At 72.8% G+C, this 18,896-nt stretch carries 18 protein-coding genes and 1 pseudogene; 6 read left to right on the top strand and 13 right to left on the bottom strand.

Annotated features, from left to right (window positions below; translation table 11 throughout):
• The first annotated feature begins 58 nt into the window (after positions 1-58).
• A complete protein-coding gene (locus AB0J87_RS62870; protein ID WP_363985394.1) occupies positions 59-1,066 on the top strand; it encodes an aminotransferase class V-fold PLP-dependent enzyme in 1,008 nt (335 codons plus the stop codon).
• A gap of 25 nt (positions 1,067-1,091) precedes the next feature.
• On the opposite strand, the pseudogene AB0J87_RS62865 reads toward AB0J87_RS62870, so the two are convergent.
• The 3 genes and pseudogenes from AB0J87_RS62865 to folE all read right to left on the bottom strand — a co-directional run.
• Positions 1,092-1,181: pseudogene (locus AB0J87_RS62865) on the bottom strand (DNA-binding response regulator); the annotation flags it as partial.
• A gap of 36 nt (positions 1,182-1,217) precedes the next feature.
• Positions 1,218-2,435 (bottom strand): FAD-dependent oxidoreductase, encoded by a 1,218-nt coding sequence (locus AB0J87_RS62860; RefSeq protein ID WP_363985392.1) that lies wholly within the window; start codon positions 2,433-2,435, stop codon positions 1,218-1,220.
• 31 nt (positions 2,436-2,466) lie between these two features.
• Positions 2,467-3,105 carry a GTP cyclohydrolase I FolE gene (gene folE / locus AB0J87_RS62855; protein WP_363985390.1) on the bottom strand — a complete coding sequence of 213 codons (639 nt, stop codon included), beginning with the start codon at positions 3,103-3,105 and terminating at the stop codon, positions 2,467-2,469.
• A gap of 115 nt (positions 3,106-3,220) precedes the next feature.
• On the opposite strand from folE, the gene AB0J87_RS62850 reads away from it, so the two are divergent.
• Complete coding sequence (locus AB0J87_RS62850; RefSeq protein WP_363985388.1) at positions 3,221-3,928, top strand: helix-turn-helix domain-containing protein; 708 nt, start codon at positions 3,221-3,223, stop codon at positions 3,926-3,928.
• 31 nt (positions 3,929-3,959) lie between these two features.
• On the opposite strand, the gene AB0J87_RS62845 is transcribed toward AB0J87_RS62850, so the two are convergent.
• The 6 genes from AB0J87_RS62845 to AB0J87_RS62820 form a co-directional block, all read right to left on the bottom strand.
• On the bottom strand, positions 3,960-4,766 hold the full coding sequence (locus tag AB0J87_RS62845) for a hypothetical protein (RefSeq protein ID WP_363985386.1): 807 nt from the start codon (positions 4,764-4,766) through the stop codon (positions 3,960-3,962).
• 138 nt (positions 4,767-4,904) lie between these two features.
• Positions 4,905-5,561 (bottom strand): pyridoxamine 5'-phosphate oxidase family protein, encoded by a 657-nt coding sequence (locus AB0J87_RS62840; RefSeq protein WP_355212112.1) that lies wholly within the window; start codon positions 5,559-5,561, stop codon positions 4,905-4,907.
• 150 nt (positions 5,562-5,711) lie between these two features.
• Positions 5,712-6,500 carry an HAD-IA family hydrolase gene (locus AB0J87_RS62835; protein ID WP_350743073.1) on the bottom strand — a complete coding sequence of 263 codons (789 nt, stop codon included), beginning with the start codon at positions 6,498-6,500 and terminating at the stop codon, positions 5,712-5,714.
• A 78-nt stretch (positions 6,501-6,578) separates the two neighbouring features.
• Positions 6,579-7,700, bottom strand: a complete 1,122-nt coding sequence (locus AB0J87_RS62830) for an esterase-like activity of phytase family protein (RefSeq protein ID WP_363985383.1) — start codon at positions 7,698-7,700, stop codon at positions 6,579-6,581.
• A gap of 144 nt (positions 7,701-7,844) precedes the next feature.
• The gene (locus AB0J87_RS62825; RefSeq protein ID WP_363985381.1) at positions 7,845-8,465 is read right to left on the bottom strand and encodes a TetR/AcrR family transcriptional regulator C-terminal domain-containing protein; all 621 of its coding nucleotides are present in this window, start codon (positions 8,463-8,465) and stop codon (positions 7,845-7,847) included.
• A 20-nt stretch (positions 8,466-8,485) separates the two neighbouring features.
• On the bottom strand, positions 8,486-9,319 hold the full coding sequence (locus AB0J87_RS62820; protein WP_363985379.1) for a putative protein N(5)-glutamine methyltransferase: 834 nt from the start codon (positions 9,317-9,319) through the stop codon (positions 8,486-8,488).
• 213 nt (positions 9,320-9,532) lie between these two features.
• Here AB0J87_RS62820 and AB0J87_RS62815 point away from each other — a divergent pair, with 213 nt between their 5' ends.
• Genes AB0J87_RS62815 through AB0J87_RS62805 form a run of 3 tightly spaced genes read left to right on the top strand, consistent with a single transcriptional unit; the run spans position 9,533 to position 11,544 of the window.
• A complete protein-coding gene (locus tag AB0J87_RS62815) occupies positions 9,533-10,396 on the top strand; it encodes an SMP-30/gluconolactonase/LRE family protein (protein WP_363985377.1) in 864 nt (287 codons plus the stop codon).
• 58 nt (positions 10,397-10,454) lie between these two features.
• Positions 10,455-11,054, top strand: coding sequence for a WHG domain-containing protein (locus AB0J87_RS62810; RefSeq protein ID WP_363985375.1), 600 nt, complete (start codon positions 10,455-10,457; stop codon positions 11,052-11,054).
• Positions 11,038-11,544: an FBP domain-containing protein gene (locus AB0J87_RS62805; protein WP_363985373.1), complete on the top strand. Its 507-nt coding sequence runs from the start codon at positions 11,038-11,040 to the stop codon at positions 11,542-11,544. Before AB0J87_RS62810 ends, AB0J87_RS62805 begins: the two co-directional genes overlap by 17 nt.
• Positions 11,545-11,740: 196 nt before the next feature.
• Here AB0J87_RS62805 and AB0J87_RS62800 read toward each other — a convergent pair whose 3' ends face one another.
• Positions 11,741-12,649: a LysR family transcriptional regulator gene (locus AB0J87_RS62800; RefSeq protein ID WP_363985371.1), complete on the bottom strand. Its 909-nt coding sequence runs from the start codon at positions 12,647-12,649 to the stop codon at positions 11,741-11,743.
• A gap of 84 nt (positions 12,650-12,733) precedes the next feature.
• Between AB0J87_RS62800 and AB0J87_RS62795 the strand changes: the two genes are divergently transcribed.
• Entirely contained in the window at positions 12,734-13,555 is an 822-nt protein-coding gene (locus tag AB0J87_RS62795; RefSeq protein WP_363985369.1) for an isocitrate lyase/phosphoenolpyruvate mutase family protein, read from the top strand.
• Between the two features lie 73 nt (positions 13,556-13,628).
• Here AB0J87_RS62795 and AB0J87_RS62790 read toward each other — a convergent pair whose 3' ends face one another.
• The 3 genes from AB0J87_RS62790 to AB0J87_RS62780 all read right to left on the bottom strand — a co-directional run bounded on the left by AB0J87_RS62790 (position 13,629) and on the right by AB0J87_RS62780 (position 18,625).
• Positions 13,629-13,988 carry a hypothetical protein gene (locus tag AB0J87_RS62790; protein ID WP_363985367.1) on the bottom strand — a complete coding sequence of 120 codons (360 nt, stop codon included), beginning with the start codon at positions 13,986-13,988 and terminating at the stop codon, positions 13,629-13,631.
• 193 nt (positions 13,989-14,181) lie between these two features.
• On the bottom strand, positions 14,182-15,906 hold the full coding sequence (locus AB0J87_RS62785; protein ID WP_363985365.1) for a hypothetical protein: 1,725 nt from the start codon (positions 15,904-15,906) through the stop codon (positions 14,182-14,184).
• 1 nt (position 15,907) lies between these two features.
• Complete coding sequence (locus tag AB0J87_RS62780; protein ID WP_363985363.1) at positions 15,908-18,625, bottom strand: hypothetical protein; 2,718 nt, start codon at positions 18,623-18,625, stop codon at positions 15,908-15,910.
• Between the last annotated feature and the right edge of the window lie 271 nt (positions 18,626-18,896).

Here is an 18,896-nt window from a genome sequence, read left to right as displayed (position 1 = left end):
CGCGCTGCGCTCAACGGTATGGCTGGACACGCCGGGCGTTCCTCCCGGTGCGGACCCGGTGACCGAGGCCATGCACCAGGCCGTGTCCGACTGGTCCACCGGCGAGCTCGACTGGCCCGCCTGGGACGCGGCGGCGGCCCGGGCCCGCGCCCTGTTCGCCCGGCTGATCGGGGCCGAACCCGCCACGGTGTCGGCCCTCGGCTCGCTCTCCGAGGCCGCCGCCACGATCGCCGCGTCCCTGCCGCCCGGCCGGATCGTGGTGGCGGCCGAGGAGTTCCGCAGCAACCTGTTCCCGTGGCTGGCCCGGCACGACGTGGTCGCGGTCCCGGCGCGCGACGGGGAGACCCGCGTCGAGGACCTGATCGCCGCGCTGGACGACGACACCGTCCTGCTCGCCGTCAGCGAGGTGACCAGCAGGGAGGGACAGCGGCTCGACCTGCCCGCCCTGCGGGAGGCGACCGACCGCGTGGGCGCGCGGCTGTTCGTCAACCTCACGCAGTCGCTGGGCGCGCTGCGCTACGACCCGGCGGCCGTGCGCCCCGACTACCTCGCCGTACACGGCTACAAGTGGTTGTTGTGCCCGCGTGGCGCGGCCTGGCTCGTCACCAGGCCGGACCGGCTCGGCGACCTGACGCCGCTCGCGCCGAGCTGGAAGTCCACCAGCCCTCCACACGGCTACTTCGGCGGCCCCATGCGGTTGGCGGACGATGCCGGCCGGTGCGACACCTCCCCCGCCTGGTTCTCGTGGATCGGCGCCTGCGCGGCCCTTCGCCTGTTCCGCTCGCTGGACGCCGGCCGCGTCGAGCGGCACTGCCTCGATCTCGCCCGGCAGCTCACCGAGGAGGCGCGAGGGGCCGGCTTCCGGCGGGTGGTGAACGGCCCGCTCTCCCAGATCGTCGTGCTGCACACCGATCATGCCGACCGCCTCTCCGCGCGGCTGCGCGAACGGGGTGTGCGGGCGACCGCGCTCGGCGACCGCGTGCGGTTCGGTTTCCACTACTTCAACGACGAGGACGACGTACGGACGACGTTGAGCGTCCTCACGGACGGGAGGATCACGCCTTGAGGTAGGCGAGCACGGCCGGCACCCTGGAACGTCCCTCGGCCATGAGCCCCGGCGCCTCGCGTTCGCGCGGGGTCAACCGGTGAAGCGGGTCGTTCGCGCGGCGCCGTACCAGCTGACCGTGTGAGTCCGCGGGCGCGCTCGAACGCCGTGGTCAACGGATGAGCCGGCGCAGCGGGGTCGCGGAGTCGGCGAGTGCGGCGCGGTCGAGCGGGGAGGCGGCTCGGACGAGTGCCTTGAGCTCGTCGGATTGGTCCCAGATGTTGACGTTCATGGCCGCGATCACCGTGTCGTTCCGGAGCCAGAAGGCGAGGAACTCCCGCTCGGCCAGGTCCCCGCGGATGACGACGTCGTGGGCCAGGCCGGGCGGGACGTGGCCGACGTACTCCATGCCCAGGTCGTACTGGTCGGTGTAGAAGTAGGGCAGCTCGTCGTAGGCGGCCTGCCGGCCGAGCATGGCGCGGGCGGCCACGGCGGGCTGGTTGAGCGCGTTGGCCCAGTGCTCGACGCGGATGTGCCCGCCCAGGAGGGGGTGGTAGGCGTTGGCGACGTCGCCGGCGGCGAAGATGTCGGGATCGCCGGTGCGCAGGTCGGCTGTGGTGATGACGCCGTTGTCGACCGGCAGCCCCGCGGCGGCGGCCAGATCGGTCTCCGGGACGGCGCCGATCCCGGCCACCACGGCGTCCGCGTCGATGTGGGTGCCGTCGGCCAGCCGTACGCCGGCCTCGGTGACCGCGGCGAGGCGGGCGCCGAGCCGCAGGTCTACGCCGTGGTCACGGTGCAGGCCGGCGAAGACGGCGCCGATCTCGGGGCCGAGGACGCCGAGCAGCGGCTGCCGCTCCTGCTCCACCACGGTGACCTCGACGCCGGCGGCGCGGGCCGCGGCGGCGGTCTCCAGGCCGATCCAGCCGGCGCCGACGACGGCGATCCTGGTGGCGGCGGACAGCGCGGCACGCAGGCGGTCGGAGTCGTCGACGGTACGCAGGTAAAGCACGTTGTCGCGATCGTGGCCGGGGACGGTCAGGCGGCGCGGGCGCGCCCCGGTGGCCAGCAGCAGCTTGTCGTAGCGGAGCCGCTCGCCGTCGGACAGGGTCACCTGATGAGCGGCCCGGTCGATCTCGGTGACCGTGACGCCGGTGCGCAGGTCGACGGCGTGGTCGCGGTACCACGCCGCGTCGTGCACGAAGATCTTCTGTCGTTCGCCGCCGTCCTGCAGATAGGTCTTCGACAGCGGGGGGCGCTCGTAGGGCAGGTGCGGTTCCCGGCCGACCACGACGATCGCGCCGTCGAACCCTTCCTCGCGCAGGGCCTCGGCGGCCTTGACCGCGGCCAGGCCGCCTCCGGCGATCACGAACGTGGCTGGTGCCGGCATCGTCACTCTCCTGTCTGCTTGTACCGGGGGGTTAGCCGTGAGCTCCGGCCAGCGCGAAGAACTCCTGCCGGGAGCGCGGATCCTCGCGGAGCAGCCCCTGCAGGGCCGACGTCACCGTGCGGGACCCGCGGACCTGCACGCCGCGCATCGACATGCACAGGTGCTCGGCCTCGATCACCACGCCGACGCCCTTGGGGGCCAGGTGCTGCTGCAGCCAGTCGGCCACCTGCTTGGTCAGCCGTTCCTGCACCTGCAGATCGCGGGCGAACAGCTCGACGACGCGGGCGAGCTTCGACAACCCCAGGATGCGGTCGCCGGGCAGGTAGCCCACGTGCGCCACGCCCTGGAACGGCAGCAGGTGGTGCTCGCACAGCGACTGCACCGGGATGTCGCGGGCCAGGACGAGCTCGTCGTACCCCTCCTCGTTGGGGAAGGTCGTCAGGTTGAACTCGCGCGGCGCCAGCAACTCGGCATAGGCGTGCGCGACCCGCCTCGGGGTGTCGGCCAGATGATCGGACTCCGGGTCCCGGCCCAGCGCGATCAGCAGGTCGGTCACCGCCCGTTGCGCGGCCTCAAGGTCCACATCGCCGCGTCCCCGGACCACCCGCAGGCGTCGCTGCTGGTGGTCCGGCGACGAACCACCGACCGGCTGCGCCACGGAGTCGCTCATGCCGCCCGCCCGCGATCCTCGGATGCGCAGCGCATCATGAACCCTCCTTCTATTGACAAGTTTCGCTAACATTAGAAGGTGCCCAGTGATTTAGTCAACAGGAATGGGTTTTAGAATGAGCGAGGTCGACGAGGCATGGCCGGCACGCGTCTCCGCCGTCGCGGCGCTGGACGAGCCGACGCGGCGCCGCTTGTATGAGTTCGTGGTGCGACAGCCCGCGCCGGTGAGCCGCGACCAGGCCGCCGACGCCGTGCAGGCGCCACGCAACACGGTCTCGTTCCACCTGGACAAACTGGTGGCCGAAGGGCTGCTCGAAGCCGTCTACGAACGCCGCACCGGCCGCACCGGGCCTGGCGCCGGCCGCCCGGCCAAGCTCTACCGGCGCGCGCTCGGGCAGATCACGATCTCCCTGCCGGACCGGCGCTACGAAACCGCCGCCCACCTGCTCGCCGACGCTCTCCAGGAGGCGCAGACCTCAGGCGAGCCACCACGCGACGTGCTCGACCGGCGCGCCCGCGAGCTGGGCAGAGAGCTCGGCCGCGAGGCCCGCCCCGCCGACCCCGCACCCGACCCGCGCGCCGCGGTCGTGCCGGCCCTGGAAGCCCTCGGATTCGAGCCCCGCCCCGAGGGCGACACCATCACCCTCGTCAACTGCCCCTTCCACAGCCTGGCCCGGCAGCACACCGAACTGGTCTGCGGCATGAACCTCTGCCTCCTCACCGGCCTCCTCGAAGGCCTCGCCGCGACAGGCGTCACCGCCCGCCTGGAACCCGCCCCCGAACACTGCTGCGTCCGCCTCCACCCGACCGGCCAGACCTCCTGAGACCGGACCTCGCGGCGCGCCGGGCAGGCGTTCAGGAGGGGGCGACGTTCACGCCCGTCACCGCGAAGCGTTCGACGGTCGCCACGTGGCCGCCGGTGGACGCCACGACGGTCAGCGTCCGCCCCGGGGGCGCCTTGAAGGAGACCCGGGCCGACCACGGCGAGCCGGTCCCGCCGGCGCCCACGCAGCACGACTCCCCCATCGGGGTGGCCGAGCCGGGCCGGCGGACCTGGACCTTGACGCTCTCGTCCACGCCCGTGATCTGACCGCCCACGGTCAGCGGGGACCGCACGGTGGCGCCGTAGCGGGGTCTGGTGAGCGAGAACGAGGTGTCGTCCGTGCCCACCACCTCCCACGGCGCGTCCTCGCCCGAGCCGAACTTCACCAGGTGCACGACGGCCGCCACCAGCGGTCGCGGGCCCTCCTCCGCCTGGTAGGCGACGTGCACCCGCGCGTGGTCGCCCTGCCGGACGGACTTGGCGACCCGGTCGATCTCGGTGAAGCGGAGGAAGTCGCGGGTGAAGGCGAGCGCGGTGCGGCGGGCGTCGAGGTGCCACGCCTCCCGGCCGTCCCTGCGATGCGCTTCCCGCCACGCCATCGCCTCGCCGGGAGTGGAGAACGGCCACAGCGGCTGGTAACGGCCGGCGACCAGGCCCCCGCGAGGGGCCGGCGTGCCGGTGCCGGGAGGCGTGGTCGTAGGACTGCCCGGCGGGGTGGTCTCCTCGGGTGAGGCCGTCCCGGGGACCGAGCCCCGCGGGTCGCCCACGGCCCCGCAGCCGGCGGTCGCCACCGCGAGCACGATGAGCACCTGTAGGGCTGGCCCGGTGAAGCGTTTCATGCGGCACCTCCTGACAGTGGCGATCATGCCCGGCCGGCTACCGAAGTATCCCAGCCGACCGCCTCTGATCAGCAGCGAAACGCCGGGGCGCCAGTATCCCGGCCCACCGCCTCTGATCTGCGGCGAAATGCCGGGCCGCTACATGCCGTGGATGCGCCGGCCCGCGATCTGATGGGGGACGATGCGGATGTAGAGGCGGCGTTCGCCGCCCGCCCAGGGCGTGACGCCCGAGTCGGCCACCTCCTCCATCTCGTCCGCCGTCACGTGGTGGGCGGGCCCCTGCACCAGGACGCTCCACCCTTCGCGGTTGGCCTCGTCGATCTTGTCGACCTCGAACGCGATCTTGATGTCCACCCCTTCCAGCCCCGAGCGCAGATCCTGGTCCATCGGGCCGCCGGACGCCGTGCGGAAGACGATCACGCCGTGGTGCAGCTTGTAGTTGACGGGCAGCACGGTGGGCCCGCGCGAGCCACTGAACGCCACCCGCCCGATCCCGCCCGGCGAGATCAGCCGCAGGCACTCCTCCGGGTCCAGCACCTCCATCGTCGGGTTGGCCATGGCGGGGCCGTGCCCGGGCGGGCGGTCCAGGCCGCCGCCCAGCAGCTCGTGCACCGTGGTCTGCAGCGCGTCCGCCAGGCGGTAGAGGGCCCCGGTATCCGGCATATCGGGATTTTCCTCCAGGTATCTCAGGTAGCCGGCCGACATGGCCGCGCGCTCGGCGACCTGCTCACGGGTCAGGCCGAGGCGTTCGCGGCAGTGGATGAGGCGGCGTCCGAGATCTCCGGTGCCAGTCATGATCGTTTCTCCTCGCGTGTGGCTACGGCGCGCGGTGCCGTTCACGCGTGCCTCGTGGTGGCCGGCGTCGACGAAGAGCCGGCCTCCGCGGTAGCGGATCGGCGTAGAACGGCGGCGCGCGGCGCACGTGCCCGAGCCCGAGCGCGCCGTTCATGGCCGTCCCACCGGCACGCGGCCGGAGACGTCCGTGTCGGCCAGATCGGCGACCACGACGTCCGCCCCGGCGGCCAGCATCGCCCGGGCACCGGTCCCCGCGGCGGCCCGCGGCCCGTCCCCCGGCACCCCGGACCCGCTCCTGTCCACGCCGACGACCAGGCCGAACCCGCCCTTCCGCGCGGCCTCGACGCCCGGCAGCGCGTCCTCCACGATCGCCACCACCCCGGGAGCCAGCTCCAGGCGGCGCGCGGCCTCCAGGAACAGCGCGGGATCCGGCTTGCCGGGCAGCCCCAGCTCGGCGGCGTCCTCCCCGCCGACCACCACGTCGAACAGGTGCAGCAGGCCCGCCGACGACACCACCGCCCGGCAGTGCCTGCTGGCCGAGACGACGCCGGTGCGGCAGCCGCGCTGCCGCAGCTCGTGCAGCAATGCGACGGTGGAGGGGAAGGCGGCCACGCCGTGGTGCGCGATCGCCTCCACGAACAGCGCGTCCTTGGCCAGCCCCAGCCCGTGTACGGTCTCCGCCCCCGGCTCGTCCTGCGGACCGCCCTCGGGGATCGAGATGCCGCGCGAGGCCAGGAACGTGCGCACCCCGTCCAGCCGGGGCCGCCCGTCCACGAAGGCCAGGTAGTCGGCGCGCACGTCGAACGGCGCGGAGCGGCCCCGCAGGAACGCGTCGAACACGTGCTTCCACGCGGCGGCGTGCACCCGCGCCGTGTCGGTGACCACCCCGTCGGTGTCGAAGACGACCGCCCGGAGCGTGGTCAGGTCGAAGGTGGCCATATCCAGCACGCTACCCACGCTCGCGGCGCCCAGCCGTGCCGCCTGACCAGGCACGACACGCCCTCCTGGCCGGCGTCCTCACGGGCACCCCGTGGCGGCGAAGGCGAGGAACTGGGTCATCTCGCGCTGGTCGAAGTTGTCGTCCGAGCCGATCACCAGCGTGCACGACCCGTCGGCCAGGCGCGGCCCCCAGGCCAGGCTCTCGAGGTTCTGGACCGGAGGCCGGAAGGAGCCGAGGTCGTGGACCAGCCGCTTGGTCACCGGCCGATACGGTCTGCCCTGCGCAAGGTCGTCCCTGGTCAGCACGTTCGTGGCGCCGCGCAGGTCGATCTCGTAGAGCTTGACCCGGTAGTTGACGCCCTGGATCCAGGACCGTTCCAGCGCGAGATAGCGGTCATCGTCGATGGCCAGGATCTCCGACACCCCGCTGTCGGCGTCCCCGTCGGGCGGGATCGGCGCGGTGGGCAGGGGGTCCAGCGGGTAGGCGTACTGGGCGCGCGCGATGCCCATGCGGTTCCACACGGTCAGGCGCGCGGGCGCGCCACGCGCCACCGACGGCACGGGCCCGTCCTCGTGGCGCGGGCCCTCGGTGACGGCGGTGATGCCGCTTTCCGTGACCGCCACCCCTTCGAAGCCGAAATTACGCCTGGGCCCTCTTTCGGTGTCCGTCAGCCGCAAATTCGGCGGCACCCGCAATTCTCCGGCATTACGTCCTTGAAGGTCGGTCGTGTGCACCGCGGCGGCGGAAATCGGAATGGCCTGATGGGCGCCGTCCGGCCGGTCACCCTCGTCTCCCCATATCAGCCGCCCGCTCCACCGGTCGTATCTGATCGACTCGGGGTCGGCCGAGCCCGGCTGGCCGTACGCCGCGTACGGTGTGCCGTCGGCCCTGGTCAGCGTCCTGACCCCGGTCAGCCGCACGCCGACGAACTCCCCCGTGTCCCGGTCGAAGTCCAGTTGCCCGGTGTAGAAGCGGGCGGGGTTGTAGCGCCAGCGGTCGTCGGAGACGAAGTACCAGGTGCCGGTGCCGGGATCGCGATCGATCCCCGACAGCCCGCCCACCGTGGTGTCCTCGAACTTCAGCAGATGCGCCAGCCGCTGCTCCCCGAGGAAGCGCGTGATCCGCACGGGATCCCGCTGCGCCGCCGACGCCGGAGGGGCGGCGCTCGCCACCACCGTGAAAGCGACGGCGATTTGCATGATTCGCCGCGAACGAGCCATCTGACCCCCGTAATTCGATGCCGAACCGACGGAGAAAATGAAAGCGCGGATCAGAGGCGAAGTCCACGGACAAATAACAGCACGCCGCCCATCAAAAAGGGCAAATCACTTCAAGAAAGCCGTTCAGGCGTCCCGCAAAGAGACGGCCACCCCGTCGAGGAGGAGCCGCAGCCCGTGCGCGAACGCCTCCTCGCTCGTGGGGGCCCCGCCCTCGCGCACGCCCGCGACCGTGAGGGGGTAGTCGGCGTACGCGTCCAGGCCCCGGGCCTGGCCCCGCTCCCGGCGTTCGCGCTGGGCCTGCTCGTTGAGCACGAAGCCGAGGGTGTAGTGGCTGACGGACCCGATCGCGTGCAGGCCCTGGCCGGGCGTGAACCCCAGCCCGACCAGGGTCTTCAGCTCCTCCTCGAACCCCCGCGCCACGCTCGCCCCCGGGTCGCTCCCGGTGACCAGCCGTGCCCCGTCACGGTGGCTCAGCAGCGTGCGCCGGTAGCGGTGGGCGCGCCGGGTCAGCCACTCCCGCCAGGTCTCGCCCTCGCCGGGGCCGCCCATCTCGGGGGCGAGCAGCTCGCGCGCCATCTCGTCCAGCAGTTCCTGCTTGTTGCGGAAGTGCCAGTAGAGGGCCGGGTTCTGCACGCCGAGGCGGGCGGCGAGGCGGCGTACCGACAGCCCGTCCAGGCCCACCTCGTCGAGCAGTTCCAGCGCGGCGCGCACGACCGTGTCCCGCGCCAGTCCCTTCTGTGCCATCGCGGGACACCTTAACATCGCTAAGGGCGCGTCCCGATCACTGCGGTGGCGTCCAGCTCGTGCGAGCTCGCCACCCGGGCGGCAAGCCCCGCCCGGGCGACGGCCTCGGCGGTGGCGGCGGCCTGCCGCTCGCTGGTCTCGACCAGGAGGTGGCCGCCGGGCGCGAGCCAGCGCGGCGCGCCCGCGATCACCCGCCGCACGACGTCGAGCCCGTCGCCGCCGCCGTCGAGGGCCACGAGCGGCTCGTGCAGCCGGGCCTCGGGGGGCAGCAGGTCGATGGAGGACGAGGGCACGTACGGGGGGCTCGCGATCAGGATGTCCACCCGGCCCAGCAGCGAGGCGGGCAACGGCTCGTACAGGTCGCCCTGGTAGACCTGGCCCGCGAGCGCGCCGCCCGACAGGAGGGGCACGGCGGCGAGGTTGCGGCGGGCGCACCGCACGGCGGCGGGGTCGAGGTCGGCGGCGTGCAGCTCGGCCTCCCCCAGCCCCGCGGCCAGCGCCGCCCCCGCCGCGCCGCTGCCGCAGCACAGGTCGAGGAGGACCGGCGGCCCCGCGACGCGGCGGGCCAGCGCGACGGCCTGGCCGATGAGGAACTCGGTGCGCGGCCTGGGCACGAACACCCCCGGCTCCACGACCATCCGCAGGCCGCAGAACTCCGCCCAGCCGAGGACGTGCTGGAGGGGTTCGCCGGCGACGCGGCGCTCCACCATCGCGGCGAGCTCCGCGGGGGTGCGGGCGGTGGAGACGAGCAGCTCGGCCTCGTCCTCGGCGAACACGCAGCCGGCGGCGCGCAGCCTGGCGACGACGGCGGGGGTGGGGACGGCTGAAGGGACAGATGACGAAAAAACCGACATGAGAGCCTTTCGGGATGCCGATGGGCGCTCCCGTGGTCACCTAATCCTGATCATGGGGAGGGAGCACCCGGCCTGCTACAGCGTTGATGGGTCTCACCTCCTAGGGACGGTCTGGCCGTGAGCGTACCAGAGCTTTCTCACGGCGCCCGAGGCGGGATCCCCGGCTCCCGATAGGGTCTGGATCACGACCCCGCGACCTCCTGGGAGAGCGTCATGAGCATCGCCCCGTACACCGTGACCGATCCCGTGGCCGAGCATGGCGAGGGACCCGTGTGGTCGAGCCGGTGGGGCGGGCTGCGGTGGGTGGACATGCTGGCCGGCGACGTGCTGGCGCTCGACCCGCGGGGCGGGGTGCGTCGCCGCCACGTGGGCAAGGTGGCCGCCGCGCTGCGGCCGCGCACGTCGGGCGGCTACGTGGTCGCGGGCGAGCGCGAGCTGCTGCTGGCCGACGGTGACGATCTGGACGCCCCGCTGCACTCCCTGGGCGAGGCGTGGAGCGACCCCGGGGTCCGCATGAACGACGGCGGCTGCGACCCCGACGGCCGCTTCTACATCGGCAGCATGGCCTACGACGAGACCCCGGGGGGCGGGTCGTTCTACGTGGCCGGGCCCGGCGGCGACCTGCGGGTGGTGCTGCCGGAGGTGACGATCTCGAACGGGTTCGACTTCAGCCCGGACGGCTCCCTGGCCTACTACGCCGACACCACGACCGGCCGGGTGGACGGGCTCGACTACGACCCGGAGAGCGGGCTGAGCGGGCGCCGCCCGTTCGCGGTCATCGACCCGGAGCAAGGGGCTCCCGACGGGCTGACCGTCGACGCCGAGGGCGGGGTCTGGGTGGCGCTGTGGGAGGGCGCGGCCGTGCGCCGCTACGACGCGAGCGGCCGGCTCGACGCCGTCGTCAGCCTGCCGGTACGCAGGGTCACGGCGGTGACGTTCGGCGGCGAGGGCCTCGACCGGCTGTTCATCACCACCTCCGCGCTCGGCGTGGACCGGGCGGAGCAGCCGGACGCGGGCGCCGTCTTCGCCGCCGACCCCGGCGTCCAGGGGCGGCCGGTCCTCCTCACTACCTTGTGAGGTGCTAACCTAAGCCATCTAGGAAGATAACTAGATGGCTTAGGTTCAGGAGGTGGCCATGGCCCGTGCCGGGCTGACGGCGGGCCGGGTGACCGAGGCGGCCGCGGAGCTGGCCGACGAGGTCGGGTTCGACAACATCACCGTGTCCGCGCTGGCACGCCGGTTCGGGGTCGCGGACGCGAGCCTGTACTCGCACGTCAAGAACCTCAAGGACCTGCGGGTCCGGGTGGCGATCCTGGCCGCCCGCGACCTGGCCGACCGGCTCGCCGACGCGACGGCGGGGCGGGCGGGCAAGGAGTCGCTGGCGGGGTTCGCCAGTGCGTGGCGCGAGTTCGCGCGGACCCGGCCCGGGCGTTACCAGGCCACCCAGATGCCCCTGGACGCGGCCGTGGTGGCCGAGTCCGCGGGGCATCTGCGGATCATGTCCATCACGTACGCGCACCTGAGCGCGTACGGGCTGCCGGAGCCGGACCTGACCGACGCCATCCGCCTGCTGCGCAGCACGTACCAGGGATTCTTCAGCCTGGAGGCGGGCGCCGGGTTCAACCATCCGCGCGACCTCCAGGACACCTGGACGAAGATCCTCGACGTGCTCGACGTCGCGCTGAGGCACTGGCCGAGCAACCCCCAAGGAAATGATCATGAATCCCCTCACTGAGAACGACATCCGCGCGTCCTTCGTCAACTGCTCCAAGGGTGAGGCCCGCCGGCTCGGCCTCCCGCGCGACCTGTCCGAGTCCCCCTGGACCGACCTCGACTTCCTGGGCTGGCGTGATCCGGGGGCGCCCGAGCGGGCGTACCTGGTGGCCGAGCGCGACGGCCGGGCGGTCGGTGTGGCGCTGCGCCTGGCGCAGGAGGTACGCAGGAGCTTCACGAAGTCCACGCTGTGCTCGGTCTGCGTGACGCCGCACTCGGGCACCGGGGTGGCGCTGTTCACCGCACCCAGGACCGGGGCGGCGGGCCGCCAGGGCAACACGGTCGGCGCCTACATGTGCGCGGACCTGGCCTGCTCCCTCTACGTCCGCGACAAGAAGCGGACGGAGCTGGGCACCCGGTTCGAGTCGCTCACCGTGGAGGAGCGGATCGTGCGGGCCGTCGCCAACCTGGACGGGTTCCTGGAGCGGGTGCTCGACGGCAACCTGAAGTGACGCGGGCTTCGTGACGGCGATCTGAGGTGACGCGGCTTGGCGGGGGCGACGTCCAGCGCGCGTCCGCAGACGGGAAGGGCCGTCCGCGGCGCCGTCCCGGCGCTCTGTGAGGCGCCGGTGCGGGCGTCGCCCATGGCTTGGACAGCGCTTGCCCGCCCGGCGGTTCCATCGAAACGCCGGCGGACCCGTATCCGCGTCAACCCAGCAGCTCAGGGGTGTGATCCTTGAGCGTGTCCAGGAAGGCGGCCGCCAGCCGGCTCCGGTGGCCGCGCCTCCTCCGTACGGCGACCACGGGCAGGCCCGCGTCCATGCTCTCCACCTCGATCACCCGCAGGCTGCCGATGCGCAGCTCCTCGCGGACGCTGCCGGTGGGCATGAGCGCGACGCCCAGCCCGGCCTCGACCAGCCTGCGCTGCGCGGTGAGGCTGTCGATCCTGGTGATCGCGGGTTCGGCCAGCCCGGAGGCGAGCAGCAGGCGTTCGAGAAGGTGGCCGAAGGAGTCGGACTGACCTCGCTCGGGCGGGAAGCCGAGCCACCGCTCCCCCTGGAATGCCCGCAGGTCGGGCAGGCGGCGGGCGGTGACCGGGTGCGAGGCGGGCACCACGACCAGGAGCTTCTCCATTCCCAGCGGGATCGACTCCAGCTTGGGGTCGGCGTCGGAGAAGTAGCGAAGGCCCAGGGACGCCTCGCCGCCGCGTACGAGCGCGCTCACCTCGCGGCTGGTCGCGGTGCGCAGCTCGACCGAGGCATCGGGGAACTCCGCCTCGAAGGCGCGCAGCGCCCGGACGATGTGCGAGTCGGCCAGGGTGCCGACGATGGCCAGGCTGAGGGCCTGCGCCTCGGCGGGCTCCCGCGACAGCTCCCGTACGGCCCGCTCGCCGTCGCGCATCGCGGCGAGGGCCGCCTCGGCGTACGGCAGCAGCGCCCGTCCCGCCTCGGTGAGCACCACCCTGCGACCGGCCCGTTCGAACAGCGCCGCGCCCAGCGAGCGCTCCAGCTCCCTGATCCGGCGGCTGATCGCGGGCTGGGACCGGTCGAGCCTCCTGGACGCCTCCGTGAACCCGCCTGACCGGGCGATGCACACGAACGCCTCAAGCTCCTCCACTGTCACAATCCATCAGTATTCCTGATGTCAAATGTCAGATCTATGCATTTGACGGATCGCGAGGGCGCCGACGACAGTGGCCGTATGACCGATCAGACGACCAGGGCCACCCGGTTCCGGGCTCTCCACGAGCGGCCGGAGCCCTTCCTGCTGCCCAACCCGTGGGACGCCGGAACGGCGCGGCTGCTGGCCGGCCTCGGCTTCGAGGCGATCGCCACCACGAGCCTCGGCGTGGCCAACATGCTCGGCCGCACCCGGGCCGGCCGGCAGGACGTCCTCGACAACTGCCGCCTCATCAGCGAGGCGACGCCCCTGCCCGTGAACGCCGACCTCGAGAACGGCTACGCCGACGAGCCCGCCGAGGCGGCCAGGATGATCGAGGACGCCTGCGCGTACGGCGCCGTCGGGGCGTCCATCGAGGACGCGACGGGCGACCCCCGGACGCCGATCTACGACTTCGGGCTCGCCGTCGAGCGGATCCACGCGGCCGTCGAGGTCACCCGCGGCCTGCCCGTCCCGCTCGTCCTGACCGCCAGGGCCGAGAACCTCCTGTACGGCGTCGCCGACCTGGACGACACGATCAGGCGGTTGCAGGCGTTCGAGGCGGCGGGCGCCGACGTCCTGTACGCGCCGGGCCTGCGCACGCTCGACCAGATGCGCGCGGTCGTCTCCTCCGTCGGAAGGCCGGTCAACGTCGTGATGGGCTTCGCCGACCCCTCGATCACACTGGAGCAGCTCGCCGGGATCGGCGTGCGCCGGGTGAGCATCGGAGGCGCGCTCTCCCGGCTCGCCCTGCGGTCATTCCTGGACGGAGCCCGGCAGATGCGGGCGGGCCGGTTCGGGTTCGTCACCGAGATGGCCCCGATCTCCGAGCTCCACGAGGCATTCGCCCCGCCGCCCGAGTAGATCGCCGCGACCCGAGCACCGCCGCCCGAGCTTCCCGAGAACCGTCGCCCGAGCGGGTTGCCGACGCCCGGGCTCACCGGGAGAGCAGCCACCGCCAGCGTGGGAGCTCCAGCACCGCGGTGACCACGGCCAGCACCGACACCGCCACGGCCACGACGACGGGCCAGGCGGCCCACGCCGACGCCACCGCGGCCACGAGCTGCAGCAGGACCAGCGCGATCGTCACCGGCCCCGGCACCGCGATGATCACGTTCCGTTTGTCGCCCGGCGTCGAGAACAGCGTGGGCAGGCCGATCAGCACGACGACCGACAGCACGGCCAGGGGCACGGAGTGCGGGGCGAGGGCCCACGGGGTCGCGACCCAGGCGATCAGCTCGGTGGCGAACCGGAACGCCGAGGCGACGCGGTCGTCCGGGCGCGGGGTGGAGGGCATGCGCGCAATCTACCGGGTGCGCCCCGCGTGATCCGCGGCGGCCTCCGACGTCAGCCGACCACGACCCGCACCCGGGCGAGGTCGCCGATGCGCGCGGCCGGTCTCGACCCGGTCTTCGGCTTCGGGGACGTGCTCGTGGCCGCGTTCCGCCGCCTGACCGCCCATAACTGGATGGAGGCCCGCCGGCCTCCGATCAGGGGGCCATCGTGGCCTCCATGAAGCTGATCGAGCCCGGGTCCCGTGGATCGCCGTGGATCTCCTCGCCCGCGAAGACCACGAACTGGTGCCACCAGCCGCTCAGCTGCCCGGCCGGGAACTTGGCGGCCGTCCAGGGCTTGGCGTCGGCGAAGACGTACTCGGCCCAGGGGTCGGCCGGGTTCGGCGGGGCGGCGAAGTAGGCGGAACCGGCCTTGGGCCAGACGACGGCCTGGCCGCCCTGCCCGCGCACGGCCGTGAGGAATTCGGCCGACGGCGGGTGGCCCATCGCGTACGGGCTCCACACGATGCGCGCCTGCAGCCCCGGGCGGCGCGCCGCGGCGCGGGCCTTGGCGGTGTCCAGGAGGCGGGCCTGGCCGCGGTCGTCGAAGCGTACGGTGTCGAAGACCAGCGCCCGGGCCACACCGGCGCGGTTGCCGGGGTCGTTCAGCAGCTCCCACAGCGCGTGGCCCCCGCTGCTGTACGCGCCGACCCACGTGTCCTGGGCCACCCGCAGCGTCCCCGTGGCGGACGCGGCCGCGCCGGGCTGGGGCGGCTGCGGCGGGGCGATCTCGCCCGCCTCCAGCAGCTGCTGGCCGGGCCCGCCAAACCCGCCCCTGGTCCACAGCAGCCGGATCGCGGCCGACAGGCGCGCGGTGTTGCCCGGCCCGACGTTGCCGCCGTAGCAGAAGCCGGGGCTGTTCTTCTCCGGCACCGGCAGCAGCAGCACCCGCAGGGAGCGGGCCTCGGACACGAGCTTGGGCGCGGTCCTGTCCAGGGCGTAGTCCATGCCGCACGGCAGGAACGAGTAGGCGTTGAGGGGGTGGTCGGCGTCGGGGCTGTGGTCGATGAGCTGGTGCCAGTCCGGCAGCCCGGTGATCTTGGCCTTGCCGGTCCTGGTGTGGCCCTGGAGCAGGTAGCGGCAGAGGTTGCGCAGGCCGGTGGTGGCGTGGGCAGGGGCGGTGAGCACGTCCGGCCAGGTGGCGGGGTAGGCGTAGGCGCTCCCGATGGGCCGCAGGAACAGGTAGCCGCCGACCGAGGTCTCCCCGGGCAGCTCGCGTACGGGCGGCAGGCTCGCGAACCACAGCATGGGCGTGGCGCGGGTGTTGAGCAGCACCCGCAGCCGCTCGGGCCGGTCGTTGCAGGTCGGCTCCAGGTACCAGGGGTTGAAGCCCTCCTCGTGGTTGTTCCGGCACACCCGGAAGTGCAGGGCCCACCACAGGTTGGTGGCGTCCAGGAACTCGGTGTCGATCTCGGGGGTGTCCTTGGCCGCCATGCGCAGCAGCGGATGGCGGCCGAAGAAGGAGCGCACCATGCCGCTCGGCCGCGTGCTCGGCACCTCCTGCAGCACCTCGCCGCCTCCGCCGCGCCGCCTGAGCTGCACGGCGAAGCGGTCGATCCGGTAGGCGTCCGGCACGAGCACCCCCGGCCTGGCCACGGTCAGCCGCTGGACCACGGACAGCGCCTCCTCGTCCTGGCCGCCGGCCCGCAGCCGTACGGAGAAGGTCAGCCGCAGCCCCGCCGCCGTGTCGGGGACGGTGAAGGCGGCCGACACCTCCCCCGGCGCCCCCGCCGGCGGGCACGGCTGCCCGGCCGACGGATCGGCCCAGCGCGCCAGCTCGGCGGCGTCGAGCGCCTGCAGCTCCACCCGCACCGCGCCGCGCAGCAGGGGGTGGGCGGCCTCGCCGGGCCGCCGCCACCTGACGGTCGTCGTGAAGGCCATGTCAGAGCTGCTGCCCGGTCTTGGGGTCGTACCGGACCTCCACCGCCACCACCTGGTCGGTCGGCAGGACCTCCACCCACTGGTCGAACACCTCGTACGGCGCCGCCGGCCGGAACCCGCCCTCCAGCGGGTCGAACCCGGTCTCGAAGACCTCCTCGGTGGCCAGCGTCCTGGTGATGTCGGTGTTGGCCGCCTGGAGCTCGGCCGCGAGGAGTTCGAGGACCTGGCCCACCGTCTTGTTCTGGTAGGCGGGCGGGTCACCCGGCTGCACCGGGTACGGCAGCCCGAGCCCTGCCTCGCCCTCGACGTGCGCCTGGGCCAGCCATCTCAGCGCCTCCACCTCGTGCCCCGGCCGGACCGGCAGGACCGCCTTGGCCCAGGCCGCGTTGAGGAACTCGTTGCGCCGCTCGTCGCCGTCCTCCTGGATCAGCCAGCCGAGCGAGCTGCCCAGCGGGGCGGGCTGGGTCTCCTCGGTGACCAGGTAGTTGACCCGCCATTCCGGCACGGTGTGCAGCTGCTCGTCCAGGGCGTTGCTCGCGTCGGTGTGGGCGTACCAGGTGAGCACGGTCTGCCCGCCGAGCACGCCGGGATTCTCCATGTCCCAGGGCGGCGGCGGGACCGGATATTTGCCGACGCTGCCCTGGCTCGGCGGGGGCACGTCGATGGGCCGCCAGTAGTCGGGGGCGACGAAGTACAGCATCTCGTCCACGTCGAAGATCTGCCGGATCAGCTCGGAGCCGAGGTGATCGTCGTCGAAGAGCCGCAACTGGCGGATCAGGTGGGCGTAGACCGTCTGGCGCTCCTCGTCGCGCAGGTCCTGCGAGGGCCGCGGGCGGATGCCGCTGACCAGCCGCAGCCGGTCGCGCACGGCGTGCCCGTACGCCTCGTGCTGGAGCGCGGCCACCCGGCGGTCGTAGGCGGTCCGGGCTGCCTGGTTGGCGACGTCCACGGCGTGCTTGGCCTCGGGCGTCGGCTCGTAGACCATGATCGCGTCGAACGGCATGAACTTGCGGCCCTCGAAGTTGGCGTACGTGAGCCGGACCTTCAGCACGTTGGCCGCGGGGTCGGGGTTGACGCCGAGGTCGGCGGCGTCGGTGGTGAACCTGACCTGCGCGCCGTGGAAGTCGAGCATGCCGATCTTCTTGAGCGTGGTCCCCGGCGGCGGGGGCGGCAGCGGGAAGTCGAAGCGGAACTCGATGATGTCGTTCGCGCCCACGTCGGGGCGGAAGATGCCGTGGTTGATGTTCTCGTTGGAGGTCTGGTAGGTGTTCTCCGCCTCGTCGTCGGCGCCCTGGTAGAGCACGAACGGCACGGCCAGGTGGTAGGTGACCTGCTGCTCCGCCGGATACGGCCTGACCTCGGGCTTGGGGACCGCGGTGAGGTCGGGGGCGGTGACGACGTGCACCAGCTCGCCGAGGCCGAGCGAGCGGCCGGGCGCGTCGAGGTAGACCTGCCAGCTCAGCCGCGCCCCGATGTGCTGCACCTGGACGCCGATCTTGCGCATCTTGCGCCGCAGCTCGTAGTTGACCAGCTCGTTCGTGGTGTTCTGCACGACGTAGCGGCGGCTGGAGGTGTCGGTGGTCTCGGTGACCGTCCTGAACGTCGTCTTGAAGTTCCGCTTGATCTCGCTGGTGGTCTTGGAGCTCTGCGTGCGGGTGTGCTTGTGCGTCTGCTCCGACGAGCGCTTGACGGTGGTCTGCATCGAGAAGCTGGCGCTGGCGTCGGCGTGGTAGACGCCGGTGTCGACGCCGCCGCTGGCGGTCACGCCGAGGTTGGTGTCGTTGGCGTTGTCCTCCTTGACGGCGTCGGCGAGGTCGTCCTGGTCGGTCAGGCTCTCCTCGACCTTGCGCGAGGTCTCCTCCGCCTGCTCGGCGGTCCGCTCGACCAGCGTGCGGCGGGTGCTGCTCTCGACCACCTCGACCATGCCGCCGGGGCTGATCCACAGGTGGCCCACGGGGCCGCCCAGGAAGGTGTCGAACTCGAAGAAGTACTCCCTGAACAGGTTGACCAGCCCGACCGGCGACAGCACGCCCTGCGCGAGCGCGTCGAAGCGCTCGGCCAGCGCCGCCAGCCCCTCGTCGTCCAGCGCGCGGGCGGCCTGCCCGGCGAACGCGCCGCCGCCGAGGCGGGCCAGCCGCTCGTCGGCGAGCGCCCGGACGGCGCGCAGGGATCCGTTCTGGCCGAACCATCCGGCCAGCGGCTGGTAGACGCCGAACAGCTCGCTGGCGTACGGCAGGGTGCCGGTGAAGTCGTCGGGCGGTCGACCGTTGAACACCGGCGCGCCGACCATGGGCGCGGTCATGACCTGCAGGGGCTGCGCCGTGGTGCCCGCCCCGGCCAGGAAGGGCACCGCGGCGAGCGACTGCCCCAGCGGCGCCTTGGCCATGAGCACCTCGTACGAGGACTCGGCCGACGGCGCGACGAACGAGATCGTCTGGGGCCCCGGCGAGGTGATCTGCCGGCCCGCGTACACGCGGCTGGAGGTGGCGTCCCGCAGCACGAAGGTGCCTTCGAGCTGCGGCACGCCCGGATATTGCTCGGGGCCGCGCACGTCCGCCCGGCGCGGCAGGCCGATGGCGATGCGCTGGCCCGGCGTGAGATCCCCCTGCCCGCCCGGCCCCGGGTTGTTCGTGTCCACCCGGTAGGACCAGATGCTGTATCCGATGCCGGCGGTGGGCCCGGGGATCGCGGCCCGGCCGGCGAAGGTGACCATCAGCACTGAACACCACTCCCTCGTACGAAGACCCCTCGTTGACCAGGGTCAGGGCCGGCCGGGCGCGGCGCATGAGTATGGCCTACTCAACGTGCGCCCGCGGAAGCGGAATGTCACCTCCGGAGGGAGGGCTCGGGCTAGAAGTCCATGTCGCCGCCCGGCATGGCCGGAGCAGCAGCGTGCTTCTCGGGCTTCTCGGCGATGACGGCCTCGGTGGTGAGGAAGAGCGCCGCGATGGAAGCGGCGTTCTGCAGCGCCGAGCGCGTCACCTTGGCCG

Origin of the sequence: Nonomuraea sp. NPDC049625 (genome assembly GCF_040675285.1) — a bacterium.
Classification (GTDB): domain Bacteria; phylum Actinomycetota; class Actinomycetes; order Streptosporangiales; family Streptosporangiaceae; genus Nonomuraea; species Nonomuraea angiospora_A.
The sequence above is the reverse complement of the archived record's forward strand: the minus strand, read 5'-3'. Positions and strand labels throughout refer to the sequence as shown.